Here is a 22,784-nt window from a genome sequence, read left to right on the forward strand (position 1 = left end):
AAAAGATATGTTGTCTCAATTTGTTAATAAAACTTTAAAAGTGCTTGCCTTGTGTACTGGCCTTATTAGCACAAGTCATTTTGCTCAGGCCAATGATTTTGTAACTCATCCTAACTATTTAAATTTTAAACAAAAAGCCATGAGCACTTATGGCTTAAGCGGTGAACAGGTTGACGCTGCTATGAATGGTGCAAAAAATTTACCAAACATTATAAATATTATGACTCGCCCTGGTGAAAGTAAGCCTTGGTACGACTATCGCTCTATGTTTTTAGTCGAAGGTACTATTCAACGTGGTGTCCGCTTTAAAAACCAATATGCCGATGCTCTCAATCGTGCTGAACAACAATTTGGTGTCTCTCAAGCGGTTATTCTAGGCATTTTAGGTGTTGAAACAGGTTATGGAGCCAATAAAGGCTCGTTTATTACTCGTGATGCACTTGCAACGTTAGCTTTTGGCTATCCTCGCCGTGCTGAATATTTTGGTGATGAGTTAGCTGCTCTCATTGCATGGACTTACAAAGAAGGCTATCCAACCAATAGTATTGTAGGTTCTTATGCTGGTGCCATTGGCTTCCCGCAGTTTATGCCAAGCAACATTAGTAAGTACGGGGTCGACTTTGATGGTAATGGTCATATCGACCTACGAAACTCTGCAGAAGATGCGATTGGCTCAATCGCAAATTACTTAGCAAAACAAGGCTGGCAACGCGATCAACCTATCGGTTTTATGGCTCGTTACACAGGTTCAAATCCGGAAAGTATCATTGCTAAAGATTTGACCCAGCCCACTCCGTATGGTGCACTAAAAAATCAAGGGATTTCCCCTTTAAATCCGTTAGTCAAAATTGATGACTTAGATATGGTAAATGTTATTCAATTACAAGACTATAATGGTCCAATTTACTATTTAACCTATCCGAACTTTCAAGTAATTACGACTTATAACAAAAGCCGAATGTATGCGACTGCCGTATGGTTATTAGGTACAGAAGTAGCTAGCCGATAGGCTAGCTTTTTAATGAGTTTATGTAAAAGTCAATAAATATTTTTGTTAAATCGATCACAATACGAACATTTTAAATACCTTGTTACATATTTGGTTATTTTTTAACCTAAAACTGTAAGTTTTTGCCCTTTTTGTAACTATTTCTCGTTAAAGACTAGACACTCTCCGTAAGCGATGAATATTATCCACCCCAATCAAGCAATTGCAAAAGTGAATAATTAGGCATGTTCACTTCAATTTTTAGCTCTTTGGCTAAATGAAAAAGTGCATGTTCTCAGGAGTTTATATAAATGCAGTTATCGCTGAAATACATTCTTGCACTGACGGCTAGTTTAAGCATGGCCCCACTGCACGCTGAAATGATGCAATCATCATCATTAAATAGCGATGTAGATGGTCCAAATGCAAATTTAGCTGCTCGTGTGTTGAGTAAAGATACTCAAAACTTTAATTCTCGTTTCTCTAACATTAACAGTCTTTCAATCACTGAACGTTCTGGCGATCAAATCCGTCGTCAAGCTATCGCAGCTAAAATTGAAATCCCTGAAGATGAGCCTTCAGTGATTGAAAAACTTAACACAGTAGCTTCAAATACTGTTCGTAAGTTTAGCCAAACTGGCATGGCATCGTGGTATGGTCGTCAATTTCATGGCCGTAAAACTGCAAGTGGTGAAACATTCGATATGAATGCACTTACTGCTGCTCACCGTAGCTTACCGCTTAACTGTTATATCCGTGTCACCAACAAAGACAATGGCAAAAGCGTAGTGGTAAAAGTAAACGATCGTGGTCCTTTCCATGGTAATCGTGTGCTTGATTTATCATACGGTGCAGCTAAACGCCTTGGTATTACCAATGCTGGTACTGCTAAAGTAAGTATTGAGCGTGTAGACGGTCCTACTTCATAAGCGATTACTCCTCGAGTTCATGAAAAAGCCACAAGTTAAGTTGTGGCTTTTTTAATATAAAAAGAGCAAAAAAACCCTATAAAAATTTTGTGTCTAGACTCGTTTTTTCATTACAAAAATGATTATTTTTTAACCCAAAAACACACTGATTTATTCTTTATCGATTTTTGCGCATATTTTTCGATTACAGCCATTTTAAAATAATTCCGCTACCCTAGTACCACTTTAGTCTAAAAAGAGCTGTTTATTGCGTTTTAAGACAAGATGAGTTGAGTATTTTTCTATTATTTTCCCACTCTTCATGAAAATGAGATTTTTTTGAGGATTTGTCTCTATCAAAATCACAAATAAATAACCTGAAATTTTTGAGCTCAGCCCTACCTTTCTTCAGTACAGTTTTCATTTTTGCGCCGCAATGAATAAACTTTAAATTTTAGGCTTACTTGATTTTACAAACATGTCGATATACAACTTGTCTTGTCTCTCCCGATAACGAGAGGATAAAATATAAACAGAAAAAGAATGACTCAAAATTAGACAAGGAGAACAAGGTCTATGAAATCTATCGGTGAATGGTTTGATGAATATAGTGAAAGTCATCAAAACCCGATAAATAAAAAAATTCACTGGGTATGTGTTCCAGCTATTTTATTTTCGATTATTGGAATTATTGCTCACTTTAGTGCCCTACTCACCGCTTTACTCGTAGTACTGACCCTCATTTTTTATGCTCGGCTTGATCTTGTACTTGCAGTAGCAATGGCTGCTCTACTTGTTGTGATGGCATGGCTTATTTATGTTCTGCCAGTAGGTGTAGGATTTTATATTGCTCTTTTTGTGTTTGCCTGGATTGGACAATTTTATGGACATAAAGTTGAAGGCAAAAAACCTTCTTTCTTTAAAGATTTGCAATTTCTCTTGATTGGTCCGGCCTGGTATATGGATGCTTATCTTGCAAAGATATTACCTCATTGGAAAAGCCGTCAGAAGAAACTGATTGCTCAATAAATTTTTAAGAAGCTGAATCCTAAAATGATTCAGCTTTAACTTAATGATTTATTAGAAAATTTATAAAATAAAAAAATGCCAGGCTCAGCAGAACGCTCGGTAACACTTTTTTAAAATAGAAAGCCACGACAGTACAAAATATCGTTGCGTATAAGTAAGGATTATCTAAAAATCCTCTTAATTCATTATTTTCAAAAAAAATTACTGGAATACAAATAGCACTTAATAAACAAGGAGCTGAATAATTCAACATTTTATTCATAAGTACTGGTAATTTGACTTTTACGTTTGGTTCCAAAAAATAATAACGATTAAAAAATACGATAGCTGCCAGTCCTAAAATCATAAGCCATGACATTTTATTTTTCTCCCATTTTATTTTCGACTATTACCGCAATAAACATCCCCAATAAACCAGAGATTAGAATGGCTCCTTCTATATGAAAAAATTTAAGCACAAAACCACTGATACAAGTCATTAAAATACCTGCCATTACAGGCTTCCCTTTACACATAGGAACAATCATGGCAACAAAAATAGCAATAATGGAAAAATCCAAATGATAATTTAATAAATTAGGTAGCGCTGTTGCTAATAAAATACCCACTAAACTAAAAACCACCCAAAATAAATAAAAGCAAAGACCTGCTCCGAATAAGTATTGAGGATGTTTTTTCTCATTAGGAACACTTACTGCAAATAATTCGTCGGTAAGCAGAAACCCTAAAGTTAATCTTTTTGGAAGAGGCAAAATAGAAACATGATTTCTTAAAGTTAAAGCATAAATAAAATGTTGAGCAGTAAGAAAGAAAATAGTGACATAGATGGTTAATAACGATGCACCTTCCATCACCATGCTTAAACTTACTAATTGCGCAGCGCCAGCAAACACAATTCCTGACATCGCTAGTGCTTTATAAAATGATAAACCCGCATGAATTGCCATTGATCCAGCTAAAATAGCCCATGGTATAACCGAAATAGATAGTGGCAATATATCTATCGCTCCTCGTAAAAAAAGATGCGGTGGTCGGCTTTTAGAAAATCTAATAGATTGATTTAAATGAGTATTCATCCCTAGACATCTATAACAGTTATTATTTATAGATTTTCTGGTATTTAGCTCAGCTTCGCTTGAACAAAATTGCGGTTAGCACTGCAAATAAATTTTAAAGATTAAGACTCGCCACATATTGGGTTGGTGTAACACCCATCGCCTTTTTAAAATGACGATTAAAATGGCTTTGATCAGAAAAACCACATTGCTGTGCAACCATTACAATTTGAACGCCTTGTTTTAATAATTGTCTCGCTTTTTGCAAACGCGCCTGTACTAACCATGCATGAGGCGGTAAACCCACATGTTTTTTAAATTGTCTTAAAAAATGCCATGCACTTAACCCGACCATATCAGCCAATTCCTGCAAAGAAAAATTCTTTTCAGGCATATCAGCTAACAAATCTTTAACTTTTAATACTTTTGAATAAGCTTCTGGTAACTCGCAAAAGGTGTGTCTTGACTTACCATGACGTACCATTAAGCATGCTAATGTTGATAAATACATGGTTTCTTTAAGCAAAAAATTGTCTTTTTGTTCTAATAAATCAAATAATAAACAGAGTTGTTGAGATAATCCCAAGTCCTGAATTACAGCTTGCGGAAACCAAGGTGCCCCATGGCCTTGCTCAAAAAAATCTTGGCTTACTTCAGCAAGCATTTCGGGTGTAGGATAGATTGCACGGTAACGCCAGCCCGATTCAACAGCAGATGAGCCTGTGTGAATTTCATCTGCATTAACCAAAATAATGTCACCTTTAGGGGCTACATGTAGCTGACCCGTCCTAAAAAAAGACTGTGCACCCTCTTCAATGACACCAATACAATATCCTTCATGAGTATGCTTTGAAAATTGTGTTTGGTGATAATGTGCTTTTAATAATTCTAAACCGCCCAACTCTCGCAAATGCAAGTAGTCAGCCTGTTCCCGGTGCATATATACATCTCATCTATTTATCTACAAAAAAACATAGCATGTTTTAAAAAGATGCATAGAACAAAATTGCTGTTATGCGGAAATGGATATCCTATTTTCTATTGATAAATACGACCATTATGTTTCAGCCAACCATTTTCATGGCGATTCTGGGGATCATGATGCGTCCAATGTAATACTCCACCTTTTTCGTTATATTCATATTCCCCGTTAAATTCGACAATATCACCCTTTCTTAAATCTTCAATTTTTGGTGCTAAATCAATATTATGTGCTACTAAAATTGAAAGACCATTTTTTAATACCAAAATAAATTTCTGGTGTCTCGACCCATCATTATCTTCTCTTAAGATTGCTTTTACTCGACCACTACCCTGCACTTGAACGTTACTTTGTCTACGTTCATAAGCAGCCTTTATGGTATCTATTCCATCATTTGAAAACGTCGTTTCAGTACGCTGATTCGCAGGTATGCTTGATGATGGTGTCGGATTGTTTTTATGCCCAGATAAGTCCAGACCCAAATATGCAGCAATCAATAAAACAATTATGCCGCCAATACCTAGATTCTTTTTATTTGTCATCTTTAGATTCCGTTTTCAACAGAGATAAAAAAAGCCCCATAGGGGGCTTTTTTTGAAGATACGAATTACTTCGCAGCAGCTTGAGCAGCAGCAACTTCTTCAGCAAAGCTAAGTTCAGCTTTTTTCTCGATACCTTCACCAACTTCGAAACGTACGAAGTTAGCAACATTTGTACCAGTCACTTTTAATACGTCAGCAACTTTTTTCTCGTTGTCGATAACGTACATTTGACGGTCAAGAGCAACTTCGTTTAAGTATTTCTCAACAGAACCAGTTACCATTTTCTCAACGATGTTCGCTGGTTTACCAGATTCTAACGCTTTCGCTTCAGCAATTTCTTTCTCTTTAGCGATAAGGTCAGCTGGAACAGCTTCAGCATTTACTGCTACTGGGTTGAATGCAGCAACGTGCATTGCAATACCTTTACCAGTGTCAGCATCACCAGTATAAGAAACTACAACACCGATTTTTAAACCGTGTTTATAGATAGCCAATTGTTCGCCTTCAACGATTTTCGCACGACGAACTTGGATGTTTTCACCGATTTTTTGAACAAGCGCGATACGAGCTTCTTCAACTGATTGGCCATCAGCTAATTTTAATTCAGCAATTTTAGCAGCATCAGTTTCGCCAGCAGCTAATGCAGCAGCAGCAACTGTGTGTGCAAAGTTAGAGAAGTTTTCGTCTTTAGCAACGAAGTCAGTTTGACAGTTTACTTCAACTAAGATCGCTTTATTACCGTCTTGAACGATAGTGATTGCACCGTCAGCAGCAATGTTGCCAGCTTTTTTAGCAGCTTTAGCTTGACCAGATTTACGAAGGTTATCAATAGCAAGTTCGATGTCACCGTTCGCTTCTGTTAATGCTTTTTTGCATTCCATCATTGCAAGACCAGTACGGTCACGTAATTCTTTTACCATGCTTGCAGTAATTGCAGTCATGTTGATCTCCTAAAATCGGTAGAAAATAAATCTGTTCAACAAAAACGGCCCAAAGAAACTCTGGGCCGTTTGCACTCTCGACGCTTAATTTGCCACCATTACATGTCGCAAAAATGACAAGCCTGCGTCAAAACGCATTAAGCCTCAGAAGCGTCTTTCGCAGCGTCATCGCCTTTTGCTTGAGCGTTCGCTTGAGATTGAGCGTATTCTTTACCAGCAAGAATTGCATCAGCCATAGCTGAAGCATATAAAGTTACTGCACGGATCGCATCGTCGTTACCAGGAATAACGTAATCTACGTTGTCTGGGTTAGAGTTTGTATCAACGATACCGATAACAGGAATACCTAAGTTTTTCGCTTCTTTGATTGCAATCGCTTCGTGATCAACGTCGATTACAAATAATGCGTCAGGTAAACCACCCATGTTTTTAACGCCGCCTAAAGAGCGCTCAAGTTTTTCCATCTCACGAGTACGTTCTAAAGCTTCACGTTTAGTAAGCTTAGCAAAAGTACCGTCTTGAGATTGAGTTTGAAGATCTTTTAAACGGTTGATAGATTGGCGAAGTGTTTTCCAGTTCGTCAACATACCACCTAACCAACGGTGATCTACGTATGGTTGACCAGCACGTTGAGCTTGTTCACGGATGATGTTAGAAGCAGCACGTTTTGTACCAACGAACAAAACTTTGTTCTTTTTGCTTGCTAATTGGTTAGCGAAGTTCAAAGCATCATTTAACGCAGGAACAGTGTGCTCAAGGTTGATGATGTGAATTTTGTTGCGCGCGCCAAAAATGTATTGACGCATTTTTGGGTTCCAGAAACGAGTTTGGTGACCAAAGTGCGCACCTGCTTGAAGAAGGTCGCGCATGCTTACGTTGTAATCTGCCATTTTCTTTACCTTAAAAGTTGGGTTAGGCCTCCATATATCCGCATTCTCCACCCTTTTACAGGCACCCAGAGTAATGTGACGATATATGTGCGGATTTTTTACTCCATTTATCAAAATTCTTCGTAAAAGATATTCACGAAAAGCATTTGATAAAATGGGCGGCTATTTATACCATAGACACTTGTAAATTACCAAAAGTTTTTAGAGATCATGAACAGTACTTATACAGCTCCACGTCGATTAATCAAAACTCCAGATGAAATTGAAAAAATGCGCATTGCAGGACGACTGGCGGCTGAAGTTCTAGATATGATCAAGCCGCATATTAAAGCTGGTGTAAGTACACTCGAGCTTGATACGATTTGTCGTAATCATATTGAAAATGTACAGCACGCTATTCCGGCCTGTGTAGGTTACGGTGGTGCGCCAGGACGCCCTGCTTTTCAACACTCTATCTGTACTTCGGTTAACCATGTTGTATGTCATGGTATTCCTTCTGAAAATAAAATCTTAAAAAACGGCGATATCCTTAACATCGACGTGACCGTCATTAAAGATGGTTATCATGGCGATACCAACATGATGTATATCGTGGGTGGTGAAACCTCTATTCTGGCAAATCGTTTATGTAAAGTAGCTCAAGAAGCGATGTATCGCGGAATGGCAACAGTTAGAGATGGTTCGTATTTAGGCGATATTGGACATGCCATCCAAAAATATGTCGAATCAGAACGTTTTAGCGTAGTACGTGAATATTGTGGTCATGGCATTGGTACCGTTTTCCATGATGAACCTCAAGTGTTGCACTATGGCCAAGCTGGTACAGGCATGCGTTTAGAAGCTGGTATGACTTTCACTATTGAACCAATGGTCAATGCTGGTGTTTGGCAAACTAAACTGCTTGGTGACAAATGGACAGTTGTAACCAAAGACCATAAACTTTCAGCTCAATATGAACATACTATTTTAGTCACTAAAACAGGGATTGAAGTATTAACAGCTCGCCCAGAAGAAGATCTTTCACGCTTCAATCAATAATTTAATCAAAATTAATAAAAGGCTGCTTTATGTAGCCTTTTCTTTTTTATTTTGTACTTTTTATTAATAAACATTTCCAAATATAAACAAATATTTCAAAAAAATTACAATTATTAATTTTTAATACACAATTATTTCAATAAAACGCGTTATGGTGGGCTCAATAAAAATCAGTAAACAAATGCTCGGACATGGAGTCCTTTTATGATGAAAAAGTCATTATTTTGTATGACAGCTGCCTTATTTGCTCTGCCAACAGTCACTTCCGCCGCTTCCCCATATTTTAGTTTAAAAGATGGTGATGGTTTCAAACGTTTTTCAGTCTCAGCTGGTTGGCTCCATGCTATGCCTCAAGGCTCAGGAAACCCTGTCAATATCAATACTAGCGTTGCAGAAGGTACAAAATCTAAAGTTGGAGATGTATCTACAAAAGCCGTTTTAGACGCAATCGATCAAAGTAAACCTTCAGGACAATTTTGGCATAGCACTATTAGCCTTCTTGATAAGTTTACAGACACTCTTCCCTCATCACTTGCGGGTACAGCAGAAATTAATGGTCTTTCTCAATGGGAACAACAAGGTTCTGGCTTAGAAGCTGCTGATGTTGATACCGTTGGTCTTATGTTTAACTACAACTTTACGGATAATTTATCTTTAGAAATTAAAGGTGGTATTCCCCCTAAAGTAGATATTAATGGAAAAGGTAATATTTACGCTCCCCTCTCTGGAAAAGCGACTCCACTAAAAGATGGATCTGTGATTGGAGGAATCATCGGAGATGGTATTGCCAAAGCGGGTGGAGATATTCCTTTAAAGCAAGACATTCATATTACTGATCTTTCTCAGGGCGGTAAGGCTGCGACCGCACGTGCATGGTTACCAGCTGTTGAGCTACATTATCAATTTGGTAAAACAGGTGTAAATAAGTTCCGTCCTTATATCGGAGCTGGCGTGATGTATGCATACTTTAATGATTTAAAAATGAATTCCGGTATTGAAGCCGATTTAATTCAAGCGGGTCACATGATCCAGAATATCCATGATAATAAAGCAGGTGCAGCATTAGATCGTAAAACATCTTCTGCTAATCCTATTGTGAAACTAGAAGCGACAGATACATTTGCACCTATCGTTACCGTAGGAGCAACTTATGATTTTAATCCGAACTTGTTTGCTGTAGGCTCAGTTTCTTATTCGAAAATGAATAGCGAAGCAAAAATTTACGTGACTGATCAAAATACAGGTAAAGAATTAATTCAGGCAAATAGCAAAATTGATATTGACCCGCTTATTACTTATTTAGGTGTGGGTTACCGATTCTAAATCTCAAAAGCACACAAGCTATAAAAGCTTTACTTAAGCTTTTATAGCTTTTTTATCCCACTAAAATTGCTTCTTTTTAAACCAAAATGCCAAAAAAATGAGCATTTTTTAGAAACGTGTTTACTAAGCTCAACCTTCTTTATTTTTTATTATCACCTCTTCTTTTAATTCCTTTTCTCTAATCATTTTTATGTTAGACAACTAACCTAATAAAATTAAAAACTAAGATTTTCCTTTTAGTAAAAATTATCTTTTGGCACGCCCTTTGCTTTATTTATAACATGATGAATCAATGGCGATTCAATGGATAAACCAAGACGGCCAAAGATGTCCGCTCTGATCGGTATGCAAATAGACAATTCATTTTGTCGTGCAAATTAAAATTTCGTTCAGTTCAGGGGGACGGCGTATGTCTTCAAATATTAATTTAGATGCAAAAAAAGCGACTGAAATTAAATTATTCAGTTTTTCAACCCCAGCCATGCGTGCTTTCCACATGACTTGGCTCGCGTTCTTTGTCTGCTTCTTCGCATGGTTTGCTTGCGCTCCATTAATGCCCGTTATTAAAGGTGAGTTCGGCTTAACCAAAGATCAAATTGCCAATATTAATATTGCCGCCGTTGCAATTACAATTTTAGTGCGGCTTGCTGTCGGACCACTTTGTGATAAATATGGTCCGCGTATTACTTACACCACCCTTCTCTTACTTGGCAGTATTCCTGTATTTGGTGTTGCCGCTGCCAACAGCTATGAATCTTTTCTTTTCTTCCGTTTACTCATCGGTGCAATTGGCGCAAGCTTTGTCATTACGCAATATCATACCAGTATCATGTTTGCGCCAAATGTCGTAGGCACAGCAAATGCAGCTGCTGCGGGTTGGGGTAATGCTGGCGGTGGTGCAACACAAGCTCTAATGCCTTTATTACTCGGTGCAATTGTCATGTTCGGTGTCGAGCAAACTATGGGTTGGCGCGTTGCATTAATCGTACCAGGCGTAATGATGGTAATTGTTGGGGTTCTTTACTGGAAACTCACCCAAGACTGTCCTCAAGGAAACTTTAAAGAAGTTCGTGCACAAGGTATTGAGGTGGGTAGTGGTAAAAAAGGTGGCATGGCAATCTTAATGCAAGCGGCTCGTAACTACCGTGTCTGGATTTTATTCCTCGCTTATGGTGCTTGCTTTGGTATTGAAATTTTCATCCATAATGTTGCCGCAATGTACTATGTTGACCAATTCAAAATGGATTTAAAAACAGCAGGGTTAACCGCAGGTATATTTGGACTTCTTGCCTTATTTGCACGTGCATTGGGCGGTATTATTTCCGATAAAGTCGCACTCAAAAAAGGTTTAGACGGACGTACTAAAGTACTTGTACTGATGATTTTAGGCGAAGGTTTATTCTTAATACTCTTCTCTCAAATGAACGTTGTAGCTCTTGCAATTATTTCCATGACAATTTTTGCATTGTTTACCCATATGGCTTGCGGAGCAACATATGCACTGGTCCCTTTTATTGACCGAAATGCATTAGGCGGCGTCGCAGGCATTATTGGCGCAGGTGGAAATGTGGGCGCAGTGGCAGCTGGTTTCTTACTAAAAGGCGTACTCGATATTCAAACTTGTCTATTTATTTTAGGTGGACTGGTTATGGTTGCAGGCTGTAGTGTAATTTTGATTCGCTTCACAACTGAGCACAAAGAAAAAGAAAAAGTACTTTTTGAACAGGCTCTACTTGAACGTAATTCCGCAGCTTAATTTTAATAAGAAGCAGAAATCACAAATGATTTTTGCTTCTTCACCTTTTTCATACTAATCCGAAATCTCTTAGATACTTTTTAATTTTTCTTAAAATAATTTCATAGATATATCGATATTATTCGATATATCTTCTACAATGATTTATCACATTCTTATAATTTTCTACTCACAATGACTAAAACAAGCCATCAATTTTCTCAATCACTCATTTATATGCTCATTGGAAGTGCCATTATTTTGGCTTTGTCACTAGGTGTACGACATGGTTTTGGGCTTTATTTAGTCCCGATGAGTCATGAGTTCGGTTGGGGACAGCATGTTTTTAGTCTAGCAATTGCCATGCAAAATCTAATCTGGGGTGCAGTTCAGCCTTTTACTGGGGCAATTGCAGATAAATATGGCAGTAAAGTTGTGGTAACAGTCGGCGGATTACTTTATACCCTTGGCTTACTCTTAATGGCTTTTAGTTCAAGTGTACTCATTTTGAATTTAAGCTTAGGTCTTATTATTGGTTTAGCTTTATCAGCAACCTCTTTTACAGTTTTGCTTAGCGCAGTAGGCCGAGCTGCTCCGCCAGAAAAAAGAAGTATGGCAATGGGTATTGCTAGTGCAGCCGGTTCTTTTGGCCAATTTATTATGCTGCCTTCTACCCTTCTCTTACTTAAGACAGTGGGATGGTCATCAGCTTTAATGGTAAGTGCCCTGTTAATCGCTCTTATTATTCCTCTAGCATGGATGTTAAAAGGGCCAAGCAACCAAACCCCAAAAGCAATTGCCCAACCTCAGCTCACCTTTAAACAAGTACTTCACATTGCGAGAAAACATAAACCTTTTTGGTGGTTAGCTTTAGGCTTTTTAGTATGTGGCTTCCAAGTTGTCTTTTTGGGTGTTCACCTACCAGGTTATTTAATCGACCACGGCTTTGATGCCGCTACAGGTACGGTGTTTCTTGCTTTAGTCGGATTATTTAATATCGTAGGGACTTATGGCGCAGGCTGGTTAGGAGATCGTTTTTCGAAGCCTAAATTATTAATGGCACTTTATGGTAGCCGCGGCATCGCAATCATTGCTTTCTTATTATTACCTCTAAGCACTTATACAGTATATGCTTTCGGTATTATCATGGGGCTTCTATGGCTTTCTACGGTTCCGCTCACCAATGGTATCGTGGCAAATATGTTTGGTGTTAAATACCTTTCAATGTTAAGTGGTATTGTGTTTTTCACCCATCAAGTCGGGTCTTTCTTTGGTGGTTGGCTTGGCGGTGTTAACCATGATTTAACAGGTAATTACAATGCGATTTGGCTCTGTTCTATCGCATTGAGTATATTAGGGGTAATCGTACATTTCTTTGTAAATGAGGAGGCTGTTATTCATGACACATAATGCTGTACTTTTGAAAACAATTATGACTTTCCTCATCTTAGCTCTTCTGGTTTTATCTATTGTTTTATGGAAACAGACACCTGATTTGTTTGAATATTTTAATCAAGCATTTTGTGCACACTAGAAAGATGAGACGCTGAAATCACTCTGTACATTGTCATAAAAATATAAAAAACATATGGTCTAATAAAAATAAAAAAGCCCGCAAGTTTGCGGGCTTTTTTATGAAAAACTTGTTTAAAATCAAAATAAACGATTCATACCATTAAGTGCAGCTACACGGTATGCTTCAGCCATGGTTGGATAGTTAAATGTCGTTTCAACAAAATATTTCAAAGTATTGTTTGGGCTGTGCATAACTGCTTGTCCAATGTGGATAATTTCAGCAGCATTATTACCAAAACAGTGAATACCTAAAATTTCCAAAGTGTCACGATGGAAAAGAATCTTCAACTCACCTACTGTATCACCGGTAATTTGTGCACGAGCTAAATGACGGAAAGAAGCCTGACCGACTTCATACGGAATTTTCTCTTCCGTTAATTCCTGTTCATTCTTACCAATAGATGAGATTTCCGGAATGGTATAAATACCTGTAGGGATATCACGTACTGGCTTAGCATCTTCACCACTCATGTTTGCACCAGCACAGCGCCCTTGGTCATAGGCAGCCGAAGCAAGTGAAGGCCAACCAATCACGTCACCGGCAGCATAGATGTTTTCAACTTCAGTTTGATATTGATCATTTACAGAAAGTTGACCACGACTATTTGGTACCAACCCAACATTTTCAAGACCTAAACCTTCTGTGTTACCTGAACGGCCATTACACCAAAGAATCGCATCAGCTTTAATCTTTTTACCACTTTGTAAATGTAGAACAACGTGGTCATCAAATGTTTCAAGATGATCCATTTGTTCATTGTGACGAATCAACACGCCCTGTTCACGTAAGTGATAAGACAAAGCATCGGCGATTTCATCATCTAGATAACTTAAGAGTTTTTGTTGAGTATTGATCAAGTCAACTTTATGGTCTAAACCAATAAAAATTGAGGCATATTCACAGCCAATGACACCTGCGCCGTAAATAATGATTTTTTGAATTGAGTAATCAAGATCAAGAATTTTGTCCGAATCAAATACGCGCGGGTGGTCAAAATCAAGACCTTGCGGATGATAAGGACGACTACCTGTCGCGATCACGATTTGCTTACAGATAATTGTTTCTTTAATGCCTTCGTGGCTAAAAACTAAAACTGTATTTTTGTCTTGAATATATGCACGACCGTGGAAGACACCAATTTTGTTACGGTCATAAAAGCGTGTATGCGTATCAACCTGTTGTTGAATCACTTTGTGCGCATTACGCAACACCTGTTTCATAGTGAACTGTTTCCATTCACCTACTTTTTGAAACATTGGATCACGCTGATAGCGAATAATGCTAGAAACTGTTTGACGTAATGCTTTACTTGGAATGGTTCCTACGTGTGCACAGTTACCACCGAGTTGATCACGTACATCTACAATTGCAACACGCTTACCAGCTTTTGCAAGCTTCATTGCCGCGCCTTCACCTGCAGGTCCAGAACCGAGAACTACCGCATCGTACTTAACGAAATTCCCACTAACGACCTCTTTTTTACGTGGCATTGAAAGCTCCTTCCTCTGTTGAATGACCATATTTTATAATAAATTATGGCTAATATGCGGTGAATTTATGTATTTCTCAACCCTATATTTCTGAATAGCCACATTTATTATATGAATAGTTATTTTCCGCTATTACTTGTAGAAGTCCGCTATAATACAATGTCAATGTCTCTATAAACGAGTGGAAAAGTTAAATATGTCAGAACACCGTAAACCTGAACAGGGTGTAAAACTTCGTGGCGCAGAAAAAGTCGCAAGAATTCCTGTAAAAGTTGTACCTACGGTTGAAGTGCCGCGTAAACCTGACTGGATTCGTGTCAAGATGACGGCACCAGAAGAAGTTCAGCGTATTAAAACGACTTTACGTGCTCAAAAACTCCATACCGTTTGTGAAGAAGCAGCTTGTCCGAACCTTCCAGAATGCTTTGGCGGTGGTACAGCAACATTCATGATCATGGGTGATATTTGTACACGTCGTTGCCCTTTCTGTGACGTAGCGCATGGTCGTCCAAATGCATTGGACCCTGATGAACCACGCCACATGGCAGAGACAATTGCCAATCTTAAGCTCAAATATGCAGTAATCACTTCGGTTGACCGTGATGACTTGCTTGACGGCGGTGCACAACATTTTGTGGACTGTATTAAAGAAGCTCGCGCACTTAGCCCAAATACATTACTTGAAATTTTAGTACCAGACTTCCGTGGACGTATGGATATTGCTTTACGCATTATGACTGAATGTCCACCAGACGTATTTAACCACAATATTGAGACTGTACCTCGTCTATATAAAGCGATGCGTCCAGGTTCAGATTATCAGCACTCTTTAAACCTATTAAAAATGTTTAAAGAATACTGCCCAGACATCCCAACAAAATGTGGTTTGATGGTAGGTATTGGTGAAACTGAAGAAGAAGTTATTGCATTGCTTGATGACTTACGTGCTCACGATGTCGACTATGTCACTATTGGTCAATACTTGCAGCCTTCTAAACAGCATGCACCAATTGACCGTTTTGTAACACCAGAAGAATTTGAACGTTATGCAGAGCATGGCCGTAAACTTGGCTTTAGAAATATTTGGTCTGCACCAATGGTTCGTTCAAGCTATTTTGCTGATCGCCAATACTATGGTGAACCTGTTCCTGAAGTTCGTCGCAAGGTAGATCCTGCGAAAAAAATTGCGGTACAAGCAATCGAAGCTTAACACTTCATAAGTATTAAAAAGGCCTTCAGATTATGAGGGCTTTTTTATTTATACAAGAAAATCAATAACATTTCTTGACAAATCGATAAAACAAGCCATTACACTTTCATTCAAAAATATTTTATACCTAAAAGCACGATATATCCCTGCTCTAGCATATACATCAATTGCGACATAAAAAATCAAATTTAAACAGCATTAAAAAATTCGCTAGTTAAGCCTTAAATCTCTCCTCGCTTTTTTATTATTTCTAACTTGAGGGCTTATCTAGCAAGGAGCAAGTATGATTTTCCTACTCTTTGTTTTAAGTATTGTCATTCAGCTTGTTGCAATATGGGCAATTTTCTTTTTTAACCTAAATAGAGTCGCTGGTAGTGTTATTACGATTGCTGTAGCCATACTTACTGCTTTCATTTTAACGCCGTGGGCATTACTTTTAGGGATTCCCCTTATTGCACTTAGCATTATTATTTTGTTTAAACCTTTACGGTTTAACTTAATTACCCAACCTGCATATAAAACTCTGGCCAATTCAATGCCGAGCATCAGTACCACTGAGCAAGAAGCCTTAGAAGCAGGAACAAGCTGGTGGGAAAAAGAGTTATTTATGGGGGCTCCAGATTGGTCGCAATTTGAAAAATATCCCTATCCTACACTTTCACCAGAAGAACAAAGTTTTATCGATAATGAAGTTGAAGTGCTATGTAGCATGCTTGATGAATGGGAAATTCACCATCAATTAAAAGACCTTCCTCCTGAAGTTTGGCAGTTCATTAAAGATAAAGGCTTCTTGGGTCTTATTATTCCAAAATCCTTTGGCGGTAAAGAGTTCAGCTCATTTGCTCAAAGTCGCATTATGAGCAAAATTGCCTCGCGTTCATTAACTGCTGCGGTGAGTTGTATGGTTCCTAACTCATTAGGACCCGGTGAATTACTCATGCATTACGGTACAGATGCGCAAAAGCAGCAATATCTACCGGGACTTGCTAAAGGTGAAGAAATTCCATGCTTTGGTTTAACCAGTCCGGAAGCAGGTTCAGATGCAGGTGCAATTCCAGATTCAGGTGTAGTCTGCTATGGTGAATATGAAGGTGCTCAAGTTCTTGGGCTCCGCATGAATTTCTCTAAACGTTGGATTACGCTCGCTCCAATTGCCACAGTGGTCGGTCTAGCATTTAAACTTTATGACCCTGAAGGTTTACTTGGAGATAAGACTAAAACTGAGTACGGGATTACCTGTGCTTTAATTCCAGCCAATCATGCAGGCGTAAAAATAGGTGCACGACACTATCCAGGCTCTCCATTCATGAATGGGACAGTAGAGGGTGAAGATGTCTTCATTCCAATTGACTGGATTATTGGCGGACAAGAAAATGCTGGTAAAGGCTGGCGCATGCTGATGGAATGCTTAGGTGTTGGCCGAGGTATTTCACTGCCAGCATTGGCCACGGCCGCAGGTGAAATGAGCTATCTCACTGTCGGTGCTTTTGCAAGAATTCGTCAACAGTTCAATATTTCTGTCGGCAAATTTGAAGGTGTACAAGAAGCTAGCAGTGAAATTGCCAGCGATGCCTATATGCTTGAAGCATTTCGTTATTTAGTGACGTGTGGTCTAAACCAAGGTGGAACCCCTGCTGTAATGACTGCCATGGCAAAATACTATGCAACCGAAACAATGCGTAAAGTGGTTAATCACGGAATGGATATTGCTGGAGGACGCGCAATTCAACTTGGGCCACGCAATTTCCTTGCCCTTACCTATCAAGCGATTCCAATTGCCATTACGGTAGAAGGTGCAAACATTTTAACCCGCTCGTTGATGATTTTTGGTCAAGGCTCAATGCGTTGTCATCCTTATCTTTTTGAAGAATTGCAATTACTTCAGTCTGACGACAAAGCCAATGCCGTACAAAAATTCGATGATTTGTTGTTTAAACATTTAGCCTATACCTTTAACCGCGGTGCTAGATCATTTGCTTATGGTTGGACGGGTGGTTCGAATGATGCACCTCAATCAGCAGATCAATTCACTGCAAGTTACTATAAAACCATCAATCGTTTTAGCGCCAATTTTTCACTTGTTTCCGATATGGCACTTGGCTTACTCGCAGGAGACCTAAAGCGTAAAGAAATGCTATCAGGCCGCTTGGCAGATATTCACGCGCACTTGTTTATTGCCACTGCAATTTTAAAATATTATGAGGCTGGACAAAAAACTGAAGCTGAACAACTTCATGCCAAACTAGCACTGCAAAAAGCATTTTTGAATATTCAGGAAGCATTTTGGGGACTATTTGACAACTTCCCAGCCAAGCTTCCAGCAGCATTTGTCAAATGGATATGCTTCCCGTTAGGTCGTGTGATTTCAAAACCTGACGATGAGTTAAAACAACAAGTTGCTGAACTCATGATGGAAGAACATCCGTTTAGAGAGCAACTCAAACGCCATGTGTACTATTCAACTGAACCTAATGATGTCACTGGCCGTCTAGAGCACACGTTCCAAATGTTAAGAACCATTGAACCGCTTTGGGATAAGTTTAAGAAAGCTGAATCCAAAGGCAAGTTTACGGGTCTTACTTTTGAAGAGAATATTGCGCAAGCGATAAAAGAAGGCTTTATTTCTGAAAGCGAAGCTCAACAATTATTGCAGTACAACGCAATTCGATTCGATAGCATGCTTACCGATGTTTTTGATGAAAAGCTAAATAAAGTCCTGCCTTTATCAAATCCTCATCAAATAGTGTGACTGATGCCTCCACTAATTCACTATTGCAATCATTTTTGATTCGCATTAATTAATAAACAGCCATAAAAGCGTCAATCGACGCTTTTATTTTTAGGAGAAATTAATGTCTAAGCAAGATTACGAAAATGGATTAAAAGTACGCACAGAAGTGATGGGAGAGGCTTTTGTAAAACGTGCCCAAGAAAATACCGTGCCCTTTACCCAGCCTTTACAAGACTGGATTAATGAACATGCATGGGGATCGACTTGGCAACGTGAAGGTATGCTGCCACGTAAATATCGCTCATTAATTACTTTGGCAATGTTAACTGCACTCAAATCACCAACAGAACTCAAGGGCCATGTTCGTGGTGCACTCAACAATGGTTGTACAGTTGAAGAAATTCAGGAAACTTTATTGCATAGCCTGCCATATTGCGGTGCCCCTGCTACTCAGGAAGCTTTCCGGGCTGCGTTAGAAGTCATTCAAGAATATCAACAACAATAACTTCAGTATGAGCCAGCACTTTACTGGCTCATTTAAGTTTAATTCAATTTAGTCGAATGAATATTTAAATTACGGCCACCAATTACGACAGCCTGACGGCAAACACCTTCTGCTTTACGTTGATTCTCAAAAACTGCTGCCGACATCGGCTCAAAACTATCAAAAAAGCAGATTTCATTTTGATCTATAGAATAAATGAGTGACTGATTCCCTACCCCTTCTAAAGTGTCGTAGTACACAATCACCATTTTTCCATTTTGCGTCTCTATTTGAATATCTTGATAGCTCAGCGCTGGCCCAGTTGGTATTCTTAATACCTTTGCTTCTTTATAGCTCATGCGTTCGCTTGAGCTAATGTTAGGATCATGATCTGAGTGAAATGACACCTCAAAGCCCAACTTTTTTAAAGCAACGGCTAAAGCAATCGTATAAGTTCCTTCATCGTCATAGCGGCAAACTTTAATCAGCTCAGCAACATCAATTTGCACTCCATGATGTTGAAGTACCATCCAAACCGCAAAAAGGCCACAATTCGCTTCGAGGTTTGCCAAAGATTCGGGAATATTTAAGGCCATAATTTAAATCTAAAGTCGTAATTACGCAGATAATAAACAAAACTGGATTGGCACTAAAAGCTTTTCCAAGTACAATGTTTCGCTAGTCGAGGGATGCTGCGACAAATGATCGGCACTAAAGATCATTTTGCCAGGCTCGACGATCGGTTAAACAGTCGTTTTAACCAACAACGGCATCCGCGAACAGAATGATCAATACTATTTTTTCCTAGGAGATCCTGATGAACGCGGTTAATGCTTCATTTACAGATTACAAAGTTGCTGACATCTCACTTGCTGACTACGGTCGTAAAGAAATCAAACTTGCTGAAGCAGAAATGCCAGCTTTGATCGGCTTACGTAAACGCTATGCAGCGTCTAAACCACTTGCTGGTGCAAAAATTCTTGGTTGTATCCACATGACCATTCAAACAGCGGTTCTTATTGAAACGCTTGTTGAATTAGGTGCTGAAGTTCGTTGGACATCTTGTAATATCTTCTCGACTCAAGACCACGCTGCTGCTGCAATTGCTGCTCGCGGTATTCCAGTTTTTGCTTGGAAAGGTGAAACTGAAGAAGAATATGTATGGTGTCTTGAACAACAAATCAATGTAAATGGCCAACCTTGGGATGCCAACATGATCTTGGATGATGGCGGTGACTTAACTGCTCTTGTTCATGAAAAATATCCTGCACTTTTAGAGCGCATTCACGGTATTACCGAAGAAACCACAACAGGTGTTCAACGTCTTATCGAAATGTGGAAAGACGGCACTTTAAAAGTACCGGCAATCAACGTAAATGACTCTGTTACTAAGTCTAAAAACGACAACAAATATGGTTGCCGTCACTCATTAAATGACGCAATCAAACGTGCAACAGATATGCTTTTATCTGGCCGTCGTGCGCTTGTGATCGGTTACGGTGACGTAGGTAAAGGTTCTGCTCAATCTTTACGTCAAGAAGGCATGATCGTTCGTGTAACTGAAGTTGACCCAATTTGTGCAATGCAAGCATGTATGGATGGTTATGAAGTTGTATCTCCATACAAAAACGGCGTACAAACAGGTAAAAAAGAAGATATTAACCACGATCTTCTTGGCAACACTGACCTTGTTGTAACAACAACTGGTAACTACCACGTATGTGATGCAGCAATGTTAGACAGCTTAAAAGCTGGTGCAGTTGTATGTAACATCGGTCACTTCGATACAGAAATTGACACGGCTTATTTACGTGGTTACAAGTGGGTTGAAGTTAAGCCACAAGTTCACCAAGTTTATCGTTCAGAAGACGAAAACAACTATCTTATCCTTCTTTCTGAAGGCCGCCTTGTAAACTTAGGTAATGCAACTGGTCACCCATCACGTGTAATGGACGGTTCTTTTGCTAACCAAGTTTTAGGTCAAATTCACTTATTCCAAGAGAAATTTGCCGATCTACCTGCAAGTGAAAAAGCTGCAAAAATTCGCGTAGAAGTTCTTCCTAAGAAACTTGACGAAGAAGTTGCTGCTGCAATGGTTGCAGGTTTCGGTGGTGTACTCACTCAGTTAACTCAAGAGCAAGCTGATTATTTAGGCGTTGCTGTTGAGGGGCCATTCAAATCTGACGCTTACAAATACTAAGAACATAAGGGCAGACGGTGAACCGACTGCCCTTTTTTCTAAAAATGTTTCGCTGTTTACAAGGATTTGACATGACTAAACGTACACCTATTTCTTTTGAGTTTTTTCCGCCAAAAACTGATGCCGGTGCTGAAAAACTTCGTATTGTTCACCAAGAATTACAGCAATTAAATCCAGAGTTTTTCTCAATTACTTATGGTGCTGGTGGTTCTACTCGTGAACGCACACTTGCTGCTATTGAAGATTTCAATGGTAAAGGCACTCCTGTTGCCCCTCACCTTTCTTGTATTGGTGATGATAAGACGCGTATTGCTGAACTACTCGATTTATACAAAGCTCAAGGCATTGACCGTATTGTCGCTTTACGTGGTGACTTACCATCTGGACAGGTTGGTCTTGGCGAACTTCCTTATGCTCAAGATTTAGTACGTTTTATTCGTGAGCACTCAGGCGACCACTTTCATATTGAAGTTGCGGCTTATCCAGAAATGCATCCTCAAGCCGAAAGCCTTGACTCAGATATCCAACGTTTTATTGAAAAAGTACAAGCTGGTGCCAATGCGGGAATTACTCAATTCTTCTTTAATCCAGACTCATACTTTTATTTTATAGAGCGTTTGGAAAAAGCTGGAATTAACATTCCGGTCGCTCCTGGTATCATGCCTATTACCAATGCAAGCAATTTAATCCGCTTTGCAGATGGTACTGGTGCTGAAATTCCTCGCTGGATTCGTAAGCAATTACAAGCCTATGGCGATGACAGCGAAAGTATTAAAGCTTTTGGTCATGAAGTTGTTGTTAAGCTATGCGAACGCCTCATTGCAGGTGGCGCACCAAGTTTACACTTCTACTCAATGAACCAAGTCGAACCAACTCGTCAGCTTGTTGTTGACCTTGGTTTAAATTAATTTTGTAAGGCGTACCCAATGAATCGTTTTTTTATCGAAACTGAACTTACAGTTGGCTCAACAATTCAACTAACTGAATCAGTCTTCCATCATTGGGTACGTGTTTTACGCGCACAATTACAAGAACAAGCCATACTATTTAATGGCCAAGGTGGTGAGTATCTCGCGACATTGACCGAAATTAATAAAAAAAATGCGTTTGTCACTATTGAGAATTTTAATCCTGTAAACCGTAATGCTCCATTTAAAGCCATTCTTGGTCAGGTCATGAGTAAAGGTGACCGAATGGATTATGCCATTCAGAAAGCAACTGAACTTGGCGTCAGTAAGATTCAGCTCTTGACCAGTGAACGTTGTGAAATGCGTTTGAAATACGACCGCGATCAAAAAAAATTAGATCATTGGCAAGCTGTTGCAATTGCAGCATGTGAGCAATGTGGACTCAATTTAGTTCCAGAAGTTTTAGCACCTATTTCTCTTCATGAATGGTTAAACTCATCTGACCTTCCTGTATCTAAATTTGTTTTAGCTCCTGAAAAAGAACAAAAAGATGTATTGGCAGGGATACAACCTGAACTAGCCCTCTTAATTGGTCCTGAGGGTGGTTTAAGTGACAATGAAATTACGCAAGCCAATCAAGCTGGATTTATGAACTGGTGTATTGGGGACCGTGTATTACGTACTGAAACTGCACCTGTTGTAGCATTATCTATTTTAAATTATCGGTTTTTATCCATATAAACTTATTGAACAT

The 22,784-nt window shown here is 39.0% G+C and carries 21 protein-coding genes; 13 read left to right on the top strand and 8 right to left on the bottom strand.

Features of this window, described 5'->3' with window-relative positions:
• Positions 1 to 7 precede the first annotated feature (7 nt).
• From mltB to RFX69_RS10915, 3 genes are all read left to right on the top strand, one after another.
• On the top strand, positions 8 to 1,009 hold the full coding sequence (mltB, locus tag RFX69_RS10905) for a lytic murein transglycosylase B (RefSeq protein ID WP_000951088.1): 1,002 nt from the start codon (positions 8 to 10) through the stop codon (positions 1,007 to 1,009).
• Positions 1,010 to 1,299: 290 nt separating this feature from the next.
• A complete protein-coding gene (locus RFX69_RS10910) occupies positions 1,300 to 1,917 on the top strand; it encodes a septal ring lytic transglycosylase RlpA family protein (protein WP_001177236.1) in 618 nt (205 codons plus the stop codon).
• A 555-nt stretch (positions 1,918 to 2,472) separates the two neighbouring features.
• The gene (locus RFX69_RS10915) at positions 2,473 to 2,925 is read left to right on the top strand and encodes a DUF962 domain-containing protein (protein ID WP_289332501.1); all 453 of its coding nucleotides are present in this window, start codon (positions 2,473 to 2,475) and stop codon (positions 2,923 to 2,925) included.
• 40 nt (positions 2,926 to 2,965) lie between these two features.
• Here the strand turns inward: RFX69_RS10915 and RFX69_RS10920 are convergent, their stop codons facing one another.
• The 6 genes from RFX69_RS10920 to rpsB form a co-directional block, all read right to left on the bottom strand.
• Positions 2,966 to 3,283: an AzlD domain-containing protein gene (locus RFX69_RS10920; protein WP_000118659.1), complete on the bottom strand. Its 318-nt coding sequence runs from the start codon at positions 3,281 to 3,283 to the stop codon at positions 2,966 to 2,968.
• Position 3,284: 1 nt separating this feature from the next.
• Entirely contained in the window at positions 3,285 to 4,001 is a 717-nt protein-coding gene (locus tag RFX69_RS10925) for an AzlC family ABC transporter permease (RefSeq protein WP_079745773.1), read from the bottom strand.
• A 94-nt stretch (positions 4,002 to 4,095) separates the two neighbouring features.
• On the bottom strand, positions 4,096 to 4,920 hold the full coding sequence (locus RFX69_RS10930; RefSeq protein WP_000554500.1) for an AraC family transcriptional regulator: 825 nt from the start codon (positions 4,918 to 4,920) through the stop codon (positions 4,096 to 4,098).
• A 98-nt stretch (positions 4,921 to 5,018) separates the two neighbouring features.
• Entirely contained in the window at positions 5,019 to 5,504 is a 486-nt protein-coding gene (locus RFX69_RS10935) for a DUF3465 domain-containing protein (RefSeq protein ID WP_000182512.1), read from the bottom strand.
• A 65-nt stretch (positions 5,505 to 5,569) separates the two neighbouring features.
• Complete coding sequence (tsf, locus tag RFX69_RS10940; RefSeq protein ID WP_289332502.1) at positions 5,570 to 6,445, bottom strand: translation elongation factor Ts; 876 nt, start codon at positions 6,443 to 6,445, stop codon at positions 5,570 to 5,572.
• Positions 6,446 to 6,582: 137 nt separating this feature from the next.
• Positions 6,583 to 7,335: a 30S ribosomal protein S2 gene (gene rpsB / locus RFX69_RS10945; RefSeq protein ID WP_001982118.1), complete on the bottom strand. Its 753-nt coding sequence runs from the start codon at positions 7,333 to 7,335 to the stop codon at positions 6,583 to 6,585.
• 210 nt (positions 7,336 to 7,545) lie between these two features.
• Between rpsB and map the strand changes: the two genes are divergently transcribed.
• The 4 genes from map to RFX69_RS10965 all read left to right on the top strand — a co-directional run bounded on the left by map (position 7,546) and on the right by RFX69_RS10965 (position 12,841).
• Positions 7,546 to 8,373, top strand: a complete 828-nt coding sequence (gene map, locus RFX69_RS10950) for a type I methionyl aminopeptidase (RefSeq protein ID WP_001089491.1) — start codon at positions 7,546 to 7,548, stop codon at positions 8,371 to 8,373.
• Between the two features lie 204 nt (positions 8,374 to 8,577).
• Positions 8,578 to 9,696 (top strand): OmpW family protein, encoded by a 1,119-nt coding sequence (locus RFX69_RS10955; protein ID WP_000976525.1) that lies wholly within the window; start codon positions 8,578 to 8,580, stop codon positions 9,694 to 9,696.
• Positions 9,697 to 10,105: 409 nt separating this feature from the next.
• Positions 10,106 to 11,452, top strand: a complete 1,347-nt coding sequence (locus tag RFX69_RS10960) for an MFS transporter (RefSeq protein WP_000097618.1) — start codon at positions 10,106 to 10,108, stop codon at positions 11,450 to 11,452.
• A 174-nt stretch (positions 11,453 to 11,626) separates the two neighbouring features.
• Positions 11,627 to 12,841 (top strand): MFS transporter, encoded by a 1,215-nt coding sequence (locus tag RFX69_RS10965; RefSeq protein ID WP_002045839.1) that lies wholly within the window; start codon positions 11,627 to 11,629, stop codon positions 12,839 to 12,841.
• A 243-nt stretch (positions 12,842 to 13,084) separates the two neighbouring features.
• On the opposite strand, the gene sthA is transcribed toward RFX69_RS10965, so the two are convergent.
• A complete protein-coding gene (sthA, locus tag RFX69_RS10970) occupies positions 13,085 to 14,497 on the bottom strand; it encodes a Si-specific NAD(P)(+) transhydrogenase (RefSeq protein WP_001137505.1) in 1,413 nt (470 codons plus the stop codon).
• A 196-nt stretch (positions 14,498 to 14,693) separates the two neighbouring features.
• Between sthA and lipA the strand changes: the two genes are divergently transcribed.
• From lipA to RFX69_RS10985, 3 genes are all read left to right on the top strand, one after another.
• Positions 14,694 to 15,707: a lipoyl synthase gene (lipA, locus tag RFX69_RS10975; RefSeq protein ID WP_001289259.1), complete on the top strand. Its 1,014-nt coding sequence runs from the start codon at positions 14,694 to 14,696 to the stop codon at positions 15,705 to 15,707.
• 283 nt (positions 15,708 to 15,990) lie between these two features.
• Positions 15,991 to 18,456, top strand: coding sequence for an acyl-CoA dehydrogenase (locus RFX69_RS10980; RefSeq protein ID WP_289332503.1), 2,466 nt, complete (start codon positions 15,991 to 15,993; stop codon positions 18,454 to 18,456).
• 103 nt (positions 18,457 to 18,559) lie between these two features.
• Positions 18,560 to 18,943, top strand: coding sequence for a carboxymuconolactone decarboxylase family protein (locus tag RFX69_RS10985; protein ID WP_289332504.1), 384 nt, complete (start codon positions 18,560 to 18,562; stop codon positions 18,941 to 18,943).
• A 38-nt stretch (positions 18,944 to 18,981) separates the two neighbouring features.
• Here the strand turns inward: RFX69_RS10985 and RFX69_RS10990 are convergent, their stop codons facing one another.
• Entirely contained in the window at positions 18,982 to 19,518 is a 537-nt protein-coding gene (locus RFX69_RS10990) for a cysteine peptidase family C39 domain-containing protein (RefSeq protein ID WP_289332505.1), read from the bottom strand.
• Between the two features lie 221 nt (positions 19,519 to 19,739).
• Here RFX69_RS10990 and ahcY point away from each other — a divergent pair, with 221 nt between their 5' ends.
• From ahcY to RFX69_RS11005, 3 genes are all read left to right on the top strand, one after another.
• Positions 19,740 to 21,122: an adenosylhomocysteinase gene (gene ahcY / locus RFX69_RS10995; RefSeq protein WP_000994845.1), complete on the top strand. Its 1,383-nt coding sequence runs from the start codon at positions 19,740 to 19,742 to the stop codon at positions 21,120 to 21,122.
• 71 nt (positions 21,123 to 21,193) lie between these two features.
• Positions 21,194 to 22,030, top strand: a complete 837-nt coding sequence (gene metF / locus RFX69_RS11000) for a methylenetetrahydrofolate reductase [NAD(P)H] (RefSeq protein WP_000167014.1) — start codon at positions 21,194 to 21,196, stop codon at positions 22,028 to 22,030.
• A gap of 18 nt (positions 22,031 to 22,048) precedes the next feature.
• Entirely contained in the window at positions 22,049 to 22,771 is a 723-nt protein-coding gene (locus tag RFX69_RS11005) for a 16S rRNA (uracil(1498)-N(3))-methyltransferase (protein ID WP_001078577.1), read from the top strand.
• Positions 22,772 to 22,784 lie beyond the last annotated feature (13 nt).

The organism is Acinetobacter sp. 148 (genome assembly GCF_031196675.1).
GTDB classification, from domain to species: Bacteria; Pseudomonadota; Gammaproteobacteria; order Pseudomonadales; family Moraxellaceae; genus Acinetobacter; species Acinetobacter baumannii.